The organism is Acinetobacter sp. WCHAc010052, from assembly GCF_002165295.2.
Classification (GTDB): domain Bacteria; phylum Pseudomonadota; class Gammaproteobacteria; order Pseudomonadales; family Moraxellaceae; genus Acinetobacter; species Acinetobacter chinensis.
Genome location: NZ_CP032143.1, coordinates 164363 through 179551 on the forward strand (window position 1 = coordinate 164363; position 15189 = coordinate 179551).

Below are 15189 nucleotides of genomic sequence, written 5' to 3' on the forward strand. Positions count from 1 at the left end.
TTTAGTATAAAGGCATACTTTTATTATGGAATTAACTGGTTATAATGTAATCAGTGCCACTCATGGAATGTGGGCGCAGAAATGATAAACAGACGGAGAACAAAAAGATGTCAAAAACCACATCCTATACTTTATTTGATAATGGGGAACATAAATGCATCGTCTTTACCAGTCTGGTTAAAGGTGAGGGGGTGCAGGCCAATCAGTTTTTAATTGTAAATGGTCAGGATGGAGCAATTATTGATCCAGGGGGAGATCTGACCTATACACCGCTGACGATGGAGCTGTTTAAATATATCCGGCTGGACAATATCCGGTATGTCTTCGGTTCACATCAGGATCCTGACATTATTACCTCGATGCCCCGCTGGCTGATGCATACCAAAGCTAAAATTGTGGCATCCAGGCTCTGGGCGAGGTTTTTACCTCATCTCAACTCTGCTTTTACTATGGATAAAATGGAAGGTGAATGGTTTGAGCGTCTGATTGAACTGCCAGACGAAGGATTGAGTCTGCCCCTGGGGCAAAGTGAGCTGTTCAGTATACCTGCCCATTTTTTGCATTCAGTCGGTAATTTTCAGTTTTATGATCCGATTTCCAAAGTACTGTTTTCAGGTGATCTGGGGGCATCACTTTCAGGTGATCCACAGACTCCGGTTCAGAACTTTCAGGCGCATATTCCACACATGAAATCCTTTCATCAGCGATATATGTGTTCCAACCGTGTACTGCGTTACTGGGTGGATATGGTGAAGGACATGGATATAGAAATGATTGTTCCGCAACATGGAGCACCTTTTGCCGGTCGTGAATCCATTGAGCAGTTACTGGACTGGTTATGGGATCTGCCTTGTGGTGTGGATATTATGGATAAAAATATTTTCCGCTGCCCTGAGAAAATCGCGACCATGGGCTAATCATGAATTTTGTGTATCGGGTTTAATCAACTGAATCTGGCAGAGGTTTTCAGCTTAAAGCAGATTTTTATGCGCTGTTGAAATGGGTGCATCAGTGGTGTTTACAGGGCTGATGTACCGTTATGGCACAAAATTACAGGATTAAATGGCAAATTCCACAATTTAAAATGAAAATTAAACTCAGATTTGTATATAATAGCTCACGGAAATTACCAGCGAGACTGTTATGTTGACCATCGTTCAAGACGCGCTAACCTTCGATGATGTCTTATTACTCCCTGCCTATTCTACTGTTCTCCCAAAAGATGTCTCTCTAAAGACACGCCTCACACGCGGCATTCAACTGAATATTCCCATGGTATCAGCAGCAATGGATACAGTGACTGAGTCACGTATGGCGATTGCGATGGCACAAAATGGTGGTATCGGTATTCTGCATAAAAACATGGATATTTCTGCTCAGGCTGCAGAAGTTCGCCGTGTAAAAAAATTCGAAGCAGGCATGGTGAAAGATCCTATCACTGTGACTCCTGAAACAACTGTACGTGAACTGATTGCCATTACTCAGGCAAACAACATCAGTGGTGTACCTGTTGTAAAAGACGGAAAAGTTGTCGGTATCGTAACCGGACGTGACACCCGTTTTGAAACCAATCTGGAACAGCCGGTCAGCAATATCATGACGGGTCAGGATCGTTTAGTCACAGTACGTGAGAACGAATCCAAAGAAAACATTCAGGCACTTCTGCAGAAGAACCGCATTGAAAAAGTGATCGTTGTGGGTGAAAACAACGAACTGAAAGGTCTGATTACGGTCACAGATTTCCGTAAAGCAGAACTTTATCCGAACAGCTGTAAAGACGAATTAGGTCGTTTACGTGTAGGTGCTGCAGTTGGTACAGGTGTGGAAACACCAAGCCGTGTTGAAGCACTGGTTGAAGCTGGTGTGGATGCAATTGTGGTGGATACAGCACATGGTCATTCTGCTGGTGTAATTGAACGTGTACGCTGGGTGAAAGCAAATTATCCTCAGGTACAGGTGATTGGCGGAAATATTGCAACGGGTGATGCTGCTCTTGCATTACTTGATGCTGGTGCAGATGCAGTGAAAGTCGGGATTGGACCTGGTTCAATCTGTACGACCCGTATTGTTGCCGGTATTGGCATGCCACAGATTTCTGCAATTGACAGTGTTGCCAATGCATTAAAAGATCAGATTCCTTTAATTGCTGATGGTGGTATCCGCTTCTCAGGCGACATGGCGAAAGCGATTGGTGCTGGTGCAAGCACAATTATGGTCGGTTCACTGATGGCTGGTACTGAAGAAGCACCAGGTGAAGTTGAATTCTTCCAGGGTCGTTACTACAAAGCATACCGCGGTATGGGTTCTTTGGGTGCAATGGCTGGTGCAACAGGTTCTGCTGACCGTTACTTCCAGGACTCTAAAGCCGGTGCTGAAAAACTGGTACCAGAAGGTATTGAAGGTCGTGTGCCTTACAAAGGTCCAATGGGCAATATCGTTCATCAGATGATGGGTGGTTTACGTTCATCTATGGGTTATACCGGTTCTGCGACCATTGAAGACCTGCGTCAGAATGCAAAATTTGTGAAAATCACATCTGCAGGTATGTCAGAATCTCATGTCCATGATGTAACGATTACCAAAGAAGCGCCGAATTATCGCGTTGGTTAAACATTCGTATTGTTTATACATAAAGCCGTCATTTTTATGACGGCTTTTTTATTTTGATGGTAAAGTATGGGAAGTTTAAAGATTGATGAAATGTCCGGCAGAGATAGAAAATATCGCTGTGGAATATAAAAAAGTGAGCAGAATATGAGTTATTTCGGTACTGATGGCATTCGCGGAAAGTTTGGGGAACTTCCGATTACTCCTGAGTTTGCATTGAAACTTGGGTTTGCCGCAGGTAAGGTCTTAAAAAAATACAGTCAGAAAAATAAACCGATTGTGGTGCTGGGTAAAGACACCCGTCTTTCGGGATATATTCTTGAAGCCGCACTCCAGGCCGGTCTGAATGCTGCAGGTGTTTATGTACACCTACTGGGACCATTGCCGACACCTGCGATTGCACATTTAACCCGTGCATTACACGCAAGTCTGGGTATCGTCATTTCTGCATCTCACAATCCATATTTTGATAACGGGATTAAATTCTTTTCATCGGAAGGGAAAAAACTGCCCGATGAAATTCAGAATGCCATCAATCAGGAACTGGAAAAAGACCTGGTGATTGAAGACACTGCCAACTTAGGTAAAAGTGTCCGCGTTAAAGATTCCAATGGTCGTTATATTGAATTCTGTAAATCAACATTCCCGTACCATTTTGACCTGAACAATCTGAAAATTGTGGTCGACTGTGCCAATGGTGCAGCTTACAGCGTTGGACCAGCTGTGTTCCGTGAACTGGGCGCAAAAGTTGTGGCTATTTATAATGATCCGGATGGTCTGAATATTAATGAAGGCTGTGGGTCAACTCATCCTGAAAATCTTCAGAAAGCCGTTGTGGAGCATCAGGCAGACCTGGGTATTGCTTTTGATGGCGATGCTGACCGGGTGATTCTGGTGGATAAAAACGGTGAACAGGTTACAGGCGATCATATTCTCTATATCCTGGCGACTCAGGGTAAAAATAAGCCTGCCGGTATTGCTGGCACTGTGATGAGTAATATGGCACTGGAACTGGCACTTGAAAAAGCGGGTGTTCCTTTTGTCCGTGCCAAAGTCGGTGACCGTTATGTACTGCAGGCACTCGAAGAAAATGGCTGGGTGACAGGTGGTGAACCTTCTGGACATGTTCTGACACTGGATAAAAGTACGACAGGGGATGCAATTATTGCTGCCCTGCAGGTACTGACCGTCATGGTTGAACAGGGTAAAGCACTGCATGAGCTGACAGAAGGTTTCCATCTGCTGCCGAATGTGCTGGTCAATGTCCGTCTTGCAGAGATGTTTGATCCGTATGAAGTACCGGCACTGGTTGCAGCGTTTAATCAGGCAGAAGAACAGCTGAAAGGGCGTGGTCGTATTTTAATCCGTAAGTCAGGCACTGAACCTGTGATTCGTGTCATGGTTGAAGGTGATCAGATTGATGAAGTGACCACACTTGCAAATCAGCTGGCAGATGCCATCCGTGAACATGCAGTCTGAGGTCTGAACAATGAGCGATGTGATTAAGGATTTAAGTGAGTTGCGCCTGACGTATGAAAAAGGTGAACTGCACGAAGACCATATAGATAAAGATCCACATGAACAGTTTCTGAACTGGTTCAATCTGGCTTTAGAAGCAAAACTGCACGAACCCTATGCCATGTCACTGGCAACAGCAGATGCTCAGGGGCGTCCGCATGTCAGAACAGTGTTGTTGCGTGGTGCAACAGAGGCTGGATATGATTTTTATACCAATTATGACAGTCAGAAAGGGCATGATTTAGCCGAAAACCCTTATGCTGAGCTGCTGTTTTACTGGCCAGAGCTTGAACGTCAGGTTCGGGTCAGTGGTCGGGTGGACAAAATATCTCAGGATGAATCTACAGATTATTATCATAAACGTCCAAGAGACAGTCAGATTGCAGCACATATCAGCACACCGCAGAGTGGTGTGATTGCGAGCCGTGAACTGTTGCAGCAACGTTTTCAGGCACTGCATGATGAAGTCGAAGGAAAGGCTGAGCTGAACAAGCCCGAATTCTGGGGTGGTTACCGTTTAACACCTGAATATTATGAATTCTGGCAGGGCAGACCGAACCGTCTGCATGATCGCCTTGTGTATGAAAAAAACAGCAACGTGTGGACAATCCAGCGACTGATGCCATAAATGTCAAAGATTCAGATTAAACAACGCCCATTTCTGACACGCCCTGAAAATTTTCAGGGCGTGTCACCGTTTATTGCTCAGATTCTTGCCCGCAGAGGGGTGGAGTCGGAACAGCAGCTTGAGCTTAAACTGAAGCATTTACTTGCACCAGCCATGAAGGGACTGGATCAGGCGATTCAGCTGATGGATCAGGCGATTGATCAGCAGAAAAAAATCGTCATTGTGGGTGATTACGATGCGGATGGTGCAACCAGTACGGCTTTAATGGTACTGGCATTAAGAGAGATGGGTGCTCAGGTGCAGTATCTGGTTCCAGACCGTTTTAAATACGGTTATGGACTGACGCCAGCCATTGCAGATCTTGCACAGGTGACTGCACAGCCGGAACTGCTGATTACCGTGGATAACGGTATTTCCAGTCATGCAGGTGTAGAGCAGGCTCAGGCACATGGTATGCAGGTGATTATTACCGATCACCATCTGACGACGAAAGATACTCCAGCAGCAGAAGCTGTGGTCAATCCGAACCAGCTGGGCTGTGATTTTCCGAGTAAGGCTCTGGCCGGTGTTGGCGTTGCCTTTTATGTACTTGCAAATTTAAGCAGCCATCGGGCAAAGCAGAATAAATCCACCGCAAAAATGACCCAGTACCTGGATCTAGTCGCACTGGGGACGTATGCAGATGTTGCCAGTCTGGACTATAACAACCGCATACTGGTGGATGCAGGGGTCAAAAAAATTCAGCAGAATCTGTGCAGACCAGGTATCAGTGCGTTGCTGGATATCGCAGGACGCGAACCTGCAGAATTAAAAGCTTCTGATCTGGGATTTGTACTGGGTCCCCGTATTAATGCTGCAGGGCGTATGGACACCATGGATATAGGCATTGAATGTCTGCTCGCTGCCGATATGCAGACAGCATATGCCTTTGCCCGACAGTTGAATGATCTGAATATTGAACGCCGTCAGGTGGAAAGCCAGATGAAGCAGGAAGCACTGACTGAGCTGGATGCTTTACAGTTCGATCAGGAACAGTTGCCTGCTGCCTTGATTATGTTTAATGAACAATGGCATCAGGGTGTAATTGGAATCGTGGCTGGGCGTTTAAAAGAACAGTTTCACAGACCAAGTATCGTCTTTGCAGCCGATCAGGATGGTGTACACATCAAAGGCTCAGCCCGCTCGATTGAGGGGATTCATATCCGTGACTGTATTGAAATGGTGGCAGAACAGCATCCGCATCTGATCAGTCATTTTGGAGGGCATGCCGCAGCGGCAGGTCTGACCATCCGAAAAGAACATTTTGAAGAATTCAGTCAACTCTTTGAGCAGTTGATCGCAAGTATGGATGAAACACTGTTTCAGGCAACATTATGGACAGATGGTATATTGCCGGCTTCCGAATTTCAGCTTTCCACAGTTGATTTTTTACAGCATTTTTCGCCGTGGGGACAGAAATTTCCTTCTCCTGTTTTTGAGGGGGAGTTTCAGGTGGTGGACTATCGCTGGTTAAAAGAAATACACCTTAAACTGCAGCTGGTGCTGGAAAATGGGCAGGGAGTGGATGCCATTGCCTTTGGTGCTGCTGAAAAATATCAGTTTGATGCGATGAACAGTAAAGTTCGGCTGGTTTATGAACTGGATAAAAATACGTTTAATGGTCACACGCGGTTGCAGTTAAGAGTTTTACACCTTGAACAGTAAAAAACCGCTCCATTGGAGCGGTTTTTTGTATTGAGGATGACAGAGTGATTTTAGAAACGGAATGTTCCGTTAATACCATAAGAATCAGCACCATCTGTTGTTGTGTAGTTCACACCGACAGCCAGGGCAGGTGTCAGGAATTTCTGAGCACGCAGACCGAAAATAGTGTCTGAGTCTTCTTCAGTTGAATCTGCAAATGAAACACCAACACTTAAAGTTGGGTCAATATACAGATCTGCACCAAGGCCGTATGCTGTTTCATCACCGAAATAGCTGACACCTTCAAAATTGGTAAAATAGTTACCAATCTGAGAAACATATTTTGCACGTAAAGAGACTGTATTATCTTCGTCGGCAGCAGAAGCATAGGTCATGGAAGTGATATAGCCACGGTTTCCATAAAGCACAGGGTCCAGGCTTTCTTTAGAAAGACCAACAGCAACCAGCAGACCATCTACCGGTAAATAACCTGCTTCAAGTGTATAACCTGTTATCTTGTCAGATTCTTCGTAACTTAAATTATCTCTGGATAAGGTATTCGTGAATTTTGTCTGATTCAGGCTGCCGGCAACATAGAACTGTGATTCTGGAATAAAGAACTCTCCTGAAATACCGTAAGATTGTATTTCAAGCTCTGCATTAATGACTTCTAATATAGTTTTATCAACTGAACCATTGGTATAGCCGAGACCGATGCTGCTGGCTTTACTTAAAAAAGCAGCTTCAGCCAAAGGAGCATTTTTGGCACTGGCATCATCTAGGTAATATTTCCCATTTACGAAGAACAGGTCACCATCAATATCATAGTCCATATCAGTTTTTTCATAACCGGCATTGATTTCTGCCTGATAAGCATGTGCAACCCCAAAGCTTGCTGTTAGTGCAGCAGCAAGAGCAATTTTTTTAAGCATTGGAAAGACTCTCGTTCTTAGTTTTAAAATGTTACTGATTTGTTACAGTTTTGGCTATTGTATGAAAAAAAACCAGTACGTCAATGATCCAGCACTGTTTTTATAAAAAATGTTCAAAAAAAAGCCCATCCGAAGATGAGCTTTTGATTATGAATACAGTTTTTTGAACTTAGAAACGGTATTTTGCTGCAACACCGAATTTGTTGTAGTCATTGTTGCCAACTTCACCAAAGCCTACACGACCTTCCAGGCTGACCTGAGGTGTGAAGAATTTGCGGGCATTGATACCGAATTCGTTGTTGTCATTCAGATCATTGCTGTAGTAGTCAGCACCTACACTGAATGTTTTATCAATGAAGTAGTCAGCAGCCAGGTTGTATTCATCCAGGTCACCGAATGCAGCACCAGCTTCAAGGTTAATATCCTTGCCACCTACCTGAGTTACATATTTGGCACGGATAGTTGGATCGACACCATCTTTGTAGTCATTGTCATAACCCTTAACACCTGCTGCAATCAGGAAACCAGGTGCAGGCAGATAACCGACTTCTGCACTGTACAGTGTCGTGTCAAGGTCGTTGCCATGTTTGAATTTTACATCCTGACGACCAACGTTACCGCTGACATAAAAGTCAGAACCTGGAACGAAGTATTCAATACCGGCACCATAGTTGTGAACTTCGTCATCACCGACTTCATCGTAGTGATATTGAGCTTTCACGTTACTTGCACGGTCAAGAAATGCTGCTTCAGCAAGGGGTGCATTACGGGTCTGCACAGGGTTGAAGTAGTAAGTTCCATCAACACCGAAAGAACCGCTTGAACTGCCGTTATCCGGGTCAATTAAACCTGCAGATGCACCAACTTCTGCCTGATAAGCATGAGCTGTACCTGTAATCGCAATCATGGAAAGAACAGCTGAAGCAATTGCTAATTTTTTCATGGATACTACCCCTCTGAAAATGGATAAAAATAATACATTTTTTGTTACAACTTTCAGTCTAAAGAAAATTCCATTCAGGTCAACACTGCAACCGTCATCATGATGGATTCACTGTAACATTGCGTTAATAATGATATTTAAGATTATGATATTTAATAAAAATTAATAATGTTTTGTTTTATTAAAACTGTGTGGGAATTATGGATTTAAGTATATTTGAAGTAAGCGGCGGACAAATTTTGTAATATAAAAGTGGTTTTTATCCGATACAGCTGAAGTGATTTTTTCCTAATTGAGCTCAGTTTTCTAGCATTCTGGCGCAATAACATAAAAAGAAGAATGCTGCGTGAACTGAAATTTTATCTTTCATACTGGCGCTTCTGTTTCTGATCAGGTCTGAAATAATAAAATGTTCAGGTCTTGAGATGGGCAGTATGAAATGTGTCGGAATTATTCAGAAGTTAAGTGCTGAATGTGAAGGTTCAAACAGTGTTAAAAGTCTGTGATATAATATTTGGCTATTTTTAAGCCCAATTTTTCTTGAGAGTAATTCCGTGGAAATCAATCCTTATCTAAACCAATTAAAAGACTTAAACGACCGTGGTCAGACATTACGGGGGTATCTTTGACTACGATCTGAAGAAAGAGCGTTTAGAAGAGGTTCTCCGTGAGCTTGAAGATCCTGCGATCTGGAATGATCAGAGCCGTGCGCAAGCGATGGCAAAAGAAAAAGGTGAGCTTGAAAACGTAATTAACGTCCTGGAAGGCTTATCGACACAGCTGGAAGATGCTCAGGCAATGCTTGATCTGGCTGTAGAAGCAGATGATGAAAGTCTGCTGGATGACGTACAGGCTGAACTGACTTCTGCTGAAGAAGAGCTGGCAAAACTTGAATTCCGCCGTATGTTCAGCAATCCAATGGATCCGAACCCATGTTATGTGGAAATCCAGGCGGGTTCTGGTGGTACAGAGGCGCAGGACTGGGCGTCCATGTTATTGCGTATGTATATGCGCTGGATCGAACGTCATGGCTTCAAAGCTGAATTGATGGAAGAATCTGATGGTGATGTGGCAGGAATTAAATCTGCAACGATCCGTGTTGAAGGTGAGTATGCATACGGTTGGTTACGTACCGAATCTGGCGTACACCGTTTAGTCCGTAAGTCACCATTTGACTCAGGTAACCGTCGTCATACCTCATTCTCAGCAGTGTTTGTATCGCCTGAAGTCGATGATAATATTGAAATTGATATTAACCCTGCCGATGTCCGTACTGATACTTATCGTGCGTCTGGTGCGGGTGGTCAGCACATTAACAAAACTGACTCTGCGGTACGTTTAACCCACGCGCCAACTGGTATCGTGGTGGCATGTCAGAACCAGCGTTCACAACATGCGAACCGTGACCATGCTTGGAAACAGTTACGTGCAAAATTGTATGAACTGGAAATGAGTAAACGTAACGAAGCTGCGCAGGCACTTGAAGATTCTAAGTCTGATATTGGTTGGGGCAGTCAGATTCGTTCATACGTTTTAGATGACTCACGTATCAAAGACTTACGTACTGGTGTGGAAAATTCCAACACAGGTGCGGTACTGGATGGTGATTTAGATAAATTTATTGAAGCGAGTTTAAAGCAAGGGCTTTAATTCAGCGCATTTTTCATCAAATTTTTCTATTTAAATTGTGATAAATAGCAAAGCTTTATCAGTATTTTTACAATATATCTAAAAAATTCGATATTAAAATCGAAAAAATACGATATATTATCCACAAAGATGCTGAATAGAGCTTTGCTCAAAATTGGATGTATCTGATACGGGTTGTGGCTATGGATATTGATTTAATTTCTAAAGCATTGGCAAATCCGACTCGACGCCAGATTCTGGAGTGGTTGAAAAATCCACAACAGTATCTGTGTGAAGAGCAGTGCGGTGGATTTAGTCGTGGCATATGTGCAGGGAATATCGAAAAACTCGGTAATGTCTCTCAGTCCACGATGTCTAATCATTTGTCAGTTTTGCAACAGTCAGGATTAATTCAAGCAGAAAAGTATGGTCAATGGTCGTACTTTTCACGTAATGAAGCTTTAATTCAGCAATATATTGAATATCTTAAAAACTCGCTTTAATTCCTGATTCAGGTTGGAAAGCAAGTGATGAGGCAAATATGGCTGAACTTTCTTCTCCTCTCGTCCTGGGCGATTTACATCTTAAAAATCGCGTCGTGATGGCTCCCTTAACACGCAGTCGCGCAACGGCGGATCGTGTTCCAACCGCAATGATGGCGGAATACTATGCGCAACGTGCCAGTGCAGGTTTAATCATTTCCGAAGCAACGGTGATTTCTGAAGAAGCCAATGGTTATTTAAATACACCAGGGTTATTCACGGATGCACAAGTTGAGGGTTGGAAGGTTGTAACTCAAGCTGTGCATGACAAAGGTGGTTTAATCATTGCGCAATTATGGCATGTGGGTCGTGTATCGCATCCTGATCTTCTCAATGGTGAAACGCCTGTATCTGCAAGTGCCGTACAACAAGCGGGGCAGGTGAGTTTACTGCGTCCAAAACGTGATTATGTTGTGCCACGTCCTTTAGAAATCTCTGAAATTAAAACGATTATTGCGCAATATAAACAGGCTGCAATCCGTGCCAAAGCGGCTGGTTTTGATGGCGTTGAACTGCATGCTGCCAATGGTTATCTGATCGACCAATTCTTACAAAGTTCAACCAATCAGCGTGAAGATGAATATGGTGGATCAGTTGAAAATCGTGTCCGATTATTGCTGGAAGTGACTGATGTATTGATTGAGGTTTGGGGAGCAAGTCGTGTTGGCGTGCATTTAGCTCCACGTGGTGATGAGCATGATATGGGTGATGCTGCTCCACGTGAAACCTTTGGTTATGCTTTGGAGCAATTAGGAAAACGTCAGATTGCATTTTTCTTTACCCGTGAATATTTAGCTGATGACAGTATCAGTGAAGATATGAAACAGCGCTCAGGCGGTGTGCCTTATATTGCCAATATGCGTTTAAGTCGTGACGATGCAATCGACTTGCTTGCTTCAGGTAAAGCGGATGCGGTGTCTTTTGGTAAGGCTTATATTGCCAATCCTGATTTGTATGAGCGTCTGGTTCAGGATGCACCACTCAATGAATTGGTGTTTGAAAATATGATCGGTTCGCAAACTGCGGAAGGGTATATTGATTATCCTGCTTTGGTTTAATTCAGTGGTTTAGTTTTATAAAAAGCCCCTCATTTTCTTGTTAATGCTGATCAGTTAAGCAAAATTATAGGATAGATTCCTAAAATCTCCCTCCTTTGGAAAAGGTGAGGAACATGTTCCGCAAGGGGGGAGGATTCAAAAATTATTAACTGACTGTGGCATTACTCATTCTCTTGCGGAGCTTTACCCCTCATCCGTGAGTCATACGTGGTGCAAGAGAAAATATTGGTTCTATAGTAGTAAGTTAATTATTGCTCTTGAGTTAGCACAGCCCCATTAGCCTTGCAAAATTTAGATTAATTTGTGTAGGCGATGCCTTACTTTTTAAAGATAAAAAGTAACAAAAATCCTTTGTTGGGTACAAGGTAAGTCCCTTTACCTGTACCCAACGGCGACATCCATGTCGCCTTATGCGATAGCACTATCTACATTGAATTACTTCAGTAATTTTTTTGGCTGATAGTCAGCCAACTTATTATTTTGGAAAGAAAAGTAGCAGTTTCCAAAAATATACTAATTGCATAACATTGGTTATTTATATCCAAATAAATCACGATTTTATATGAAACCCTCATTTTCTGAGTATATGACAATCCTCACGAACAATTCGTTAAATATTATTCATTAACAACTGAATATAGCTCTGCTATATTTGCCCATTGAAATTGATTTTGGGGCATTCTGTTTGGCTACTCCTTTCTGGTATAACGCAGCACTGGCGATCGTCAAACCTTTGTATCGCTCGAAAATTAAAAAACGTGCGCAAAATACAGCAGAATATCAACAGGAATGTCTTGAACGTTTTGGCCCATTTCAGCCTGTTAAAAACCTGCAAACAATATGGTTTCACTGTGTTTCCGTGGGTGAAACCAATGCAGCACAGCCATTGATCGAGCATTATTTAAAAGCAGGTCATGCAGTTCTTGTGACTAATACCACCAAGACGGGTCAGGCACGTTCTAAATCATTATTTTTAAAAGCGCCCTATGAAGCGTTATTTCAGGCGGTGTATTTACCCGCTGATCAAAAATATTTAATCGCTGATTTTTATCAGAAATATCAGCCTAAATTATTGATTTTGGTTGAAACGGAATTATGGCCAAATCTGATTGATCAAGCCAAAGAATTCAAAGTACCTTGTATTTTGGTCAATGCACGTCTTTCTGAAAAGTCAGCCAAAGGTTATGGCAAAGTGCCGAGTCTGACCCGCCCAATGTTGCAAAAACTGGATCGTTTATTGGCACAGGATCTGGCAACGCAACAACGTTTTATTGATTTAGGCAGTCAGCCAGATCAAACTGAAGTGGTCGGCAGTATTAAGTTTGATATTTCTGCACCTGAGCAATTTGTACAGAAAGCGCAACAGTTACAACAGGACTGGAATTTAAGCTCCCGTAAAATTATTACCATCGCCAGTACCCATTCTCCTGAAGAAGAAAAACTGCTTACCGCTTTTAAACCATTTTTAGAACTGCATTCGGATTGGTTGTTGATTGTCGTGCCGCGTCATCCTGAACGTTTTGATGAAGTCTTTAATATTGCCCAAAGTCTAAATTTAAATACTCAACGCCGTAGTTTAAGCCAATCTATTCAATCAGATACTCAGGTGTATTTAGCCGACAGTATGGGTGAAATGTGGTTGTGGTATGGCTTAAGTCAGGCTTGTTTTGTCGGTGGATCGCTGAATGAACCAGGTGGTGGACATAACATTTTAGAACCGATGGTGTTGGATGTGCCAACGGTGATTGGCCCTAATTATTTTAATTTCCAAGCTATTGTCGATGAGTTTGTACAAGCAGATGCCGTTGCCGTCGGGCAGTCTGTGGATGAAGTGACACAGCTATTAGTACGTTGTTTGCAAGATCAGGCATTTGCACAACAGCTGAGTCAGCATGCAATTGAAGTATTGAATAAAAATAAAGGGTCTTTGCAAAAGCATATTGCAGTGATTGATACCTATCTATGAACATCGTTTTGTTAGACCCTCGTCAGGCTGAATCTGAAATTTGGACAATAAGTTCCAAACGACAACTTGAACATTTACATACTCATGTCGGTGTCAAAGTCGGTGATACGCTGAAAGTTGGTATTCGCGAAGGAAAGCGTTACTTAACTGAAATTATTGATATTTCAGAAAAATCGATTCAGATTAAACCGCTAAAAGAAGAATCTTTCCCTGAAAAACTGCCTGTGACTTTAATTGTGGCTTTACCACGTCCAAAAGTTTTACGTCGTTTAATTATGGATGCTGTTACACTGGGTGTGGATAAGTTAGTGCTTATCCACAGTTATCGCGTGGATAAAAGTTACTGGCAAACTCCATTCCTACAACAGCTTGACCATTTTGTGACATTAGGCCTGGAACAAGCTGGTGACACGATTGCACCGAAAATTGAGTTATATAAACGTTTTAAACCCTTTGTTGAAGATGTATTACCGACTATGATTAGTGAACAAAACCCTGCTTATGTTGCGCATCCGTATACAGATTTAAAAATGCCCTATGCGGTTGATCAGCCATGTACGGTGATCATTGGCCCTGAGGGTGGTTTTATTCCTTATGAAATTGATTTACTCATAAAAAACGGCTGCCAGGCGGTGAGCTTAGGCAACCGAATTTTAAGAACTGAAACCGCAATTCCCTATGTACTGGGACGTTTATTTAGCGCGTGCTGATTCATCATCAGGTTGTTCGCCACGATAAACTTTGACTTCCTGAACAGGATAAGGAATGGAAATGTTATTTTCAGCAAAAGACTGAATCACATGTTCCTGTACCATACTGATAGATGCAGATGTTGATGTTTCAGTGGTATTGACCCACCATTGGACTTTTAAATTGACTGAGAAATCTGCCAATGCCGCAACATTTACAGAAAAACCTGGCTGGCTCAGAATAGCCTGATCTTTATCCAGTAGTTTTAAAATAATATCTTTGGCTTTTTGCACATCATCTTCATAACCGATACCGACAACAAATTCACAGCGACGACGCTGGTATGCAGTATTGACCGTCACAGCACTGGTATAAACTGTTGCGTTTGGAATCACGATACGACGACCATCAGGTGAACGCAGGAAAGTTGCACGGATCTGAATATCTTCAACCGTACCTTCCATGCCTGAAACGATAATGTCATCACCGATTTTAAACGGTTCTGAAAGCAGAATCAGAATACCTGAAAGTAAATTCTGGAAAATATCTTTAAATGCAAAACCGATGGCTACGGAACCGATACCCAGGGCGCTCATCAACTGACCAGGTGTAAAACCTGGAATCGCAATCACCATTGCGATCAAGAAACCGAAGAAAATAATCGCAGAGCTACCGACTCTGTTCAGCACCAGTACCAGGTTCTGTTTGGTGTACGAGCGTTCAGACAGTGTTTTGCGAACAAAGAATTTGAACAGTTTTGAAAGCAGGATAAAAACAGTAAATACAATGAATGCAATGCAGATATAAGGCAGGCGCTCCCAGAAGCCATCGACAAATTTATCTATGGTTGAATACGCCTCGTTATATTTTGCAGTATGTTCAATGACAGTCTGCGCTGTTTTTTCGCTGGCTTCCTGAATAAGCTGCGTTGTGCCCTGAGTGACTTCACTCAGGGCATTCTGTTGTTCGGCCACGTGAATTCCTTAATAATGA

General features: G+C 42.8%; 13 protein-coding genes. 10 read left to right on the forward strand and 3 right to left on the reverse strand.

What is annotated here, in order from left to right:
* The first annotated feature begins 107 nt into the window (after positions 1-107).
* The 5 genes from CDG61_RS01185 (at position 108) to recJ (ending at position 6457) form a co-directional block, all read left to right on the forward strand.
* The gene (locus tag CDG61_RS01185; RefSeq protein ID WP_087512194.1) at positions 108-917 is read left to right on the forward strand and encodes an MBL fold metallo-hydrolase; all 810 of its coding nucleotides are present in this window, start codon (positions 108-110) and stop codon (positions 915-917) included.
* 226 nt (positions 918-1143) lie between these two features.
* Positions 1144-2610: an IMP dehydrogenase gene (gene guaB, locus CDG61_RS01190; RefSeq protein WP_087512029.1), complete on the forward strand. Its 1467-nt coding sequence runs from the start codon at positions 1144-1146 to the stop codon at positions 2608-2610.
* 144 nt (positions 2611-2754) lie between these two features.
* Positions 2755-4086: a phosphoglucosamine mutase gene (gene glmM, locus CDG61_RS01195; RefSeq protein ID WP_087549754.1), complete on the forward strand. Its 1332-nt coding sequence runs from the start codon at positions 2755-2757 to the stop codon at positions 4084-4086.
* A 10-nt stretch (positions 4087-4096) separates the two neighbouring features.
* Positions 4097-4753 (forward strand): pyridoxamine 5'-phosphate oxidase, encoded by a 657-nt coding sequence (pdxH, locus tag CDG61_RS01200; protein ID WP_087549755.1) that lies wholly within the window; start codon positions 4097-4099, stop codon positions 4751-4753.
* The gene (gene recJ / locus CDG61_RS01205) at positions 4754-6457 is read left to right on the forward strand and encodes a single-stranded-DNA-specific exonuclease RecJ (protein ID WP_087549756.1); all 1704 of its coding nucleotides are present in this window, start codon (positions 4754-4756) and stop codon (positions 6455-6457) included. It abuts the gene before it with no gap.
* A 50-nt stretch (positions 6458-6507) separates the two neighbouring features.
* On the opposite strand, the gene CDG61_RS01210 is transcribed toward recJ, so the two are convergent.
* Both CDG61_RS01210 and CDG61_RS01215 read right to left on the reverse strand, forming a co-directional pair.
* Positions 6508-7368 carry a putative porin gene (locus CDG61_RS01210; RefSeq protein ID WP_087549757.1) on the reverse strand — a complete coding sequence of 287 codons (861 nt, stop codon included), beginning with the start codon at positions 7366-7368 and terminating at the stop codon, positions 6508-6510.
* Between the two features lie 169 nt (positions 7369-7537).
* On the reverse strand, positions 7538-8311 hold the full coding sequence (locus CDG61_RS01215; protein ID WP_087512034.1) for a putative porin: 774 nt from the start codon (positions 8309-8311) through the stop codon (positions 7538-7540).
* Positions 8312-8865: 554 nt separating this feature from the next.
* Between CDG61_RS01215 and prfB the strand changes: the two genes are divergently transcribed.
* The 5 genes from prfB to CDG61_RS01240 all read left to right on the forward strand — a co-directional run bounded on the left by prfB (position 8866) and on the right by CDG61_RS01240 (position 14216).
* A protein-coding gene (gene prfB, locus CDG61_RS01220) for a peptide chain release factor 2 (RefSeq protein WP_118847339.1) occupies positions 8866-9961 on the forward strand; the annotation gives its coding sequence in 2 pieces (ribosomal slippage) (positions 8866-8937 and positions 8939-9961; 1095 coding nt in all).
* Between the two features lie 182 nt (positions 9962-10143).
* Positions 10144-10443, forward strand: coding sequence for an ArsR/SmtB family transcription factor (locus tag CDG61_RS01225; RefSeq protein ID WP_068975610.1), 300 nt, complete (start codon positions 10144-10146; stop codon positions 10441-10443).
* Between the two features lie 38 nt (positions 10444-10481).
* A complete protein-coding gene (locus CDG61_RS01230) occupies positions 10482-11540 on the forward strand; it encodes an alkene reductase (RefSeq protein ID WP_087549759.1) in 1059 nt (352 codons plus the stop codon).
* Between the two features lie 685 nt (positions 11541-12225).
* On the forward strand, positions 12226-13506 hold the full coding sequence (locus tag CDG61_RS01235; protein WP_087550007.1) for a 3-deoxy-D-manno-octulosonic acid transferase: 1281 nt from the start codon (positions 12226-12228) through the stop codon (positions 13504-13506).
* Positions 13503-14216, forward strand: a complete 714-nt coding sequence (locus CDG61_RS01240; protein ID WP_087549760.1) for a 16S rRNA (uracil(1498)-N(3))-methyltransferase — start codon at positions 13503-13505, stop codon at positions 14214-14216. Before CDG61_RS01235 ends, CDG61_RS01240 begins: the two co-directional genes overlap by 4 nt.
* Here CDG61_RS01240 and CDG61_RS01245 read toward each other — a convergent pair.
* Entirely contained in the window at positions 14199-15170 is a 972-nt protein-coding gene (locus CDG61_RS01245; protein WP_087549761.1) for a mechanosensitive ion channel family protein, read from the reverse strand. The genes CDG61_RS01240 and CDG61_RS01245 overlap by 18 nt on opposite strands.
* Between the last annotated feature and the right edge of the window lie 19 nt (positions 15171-15189).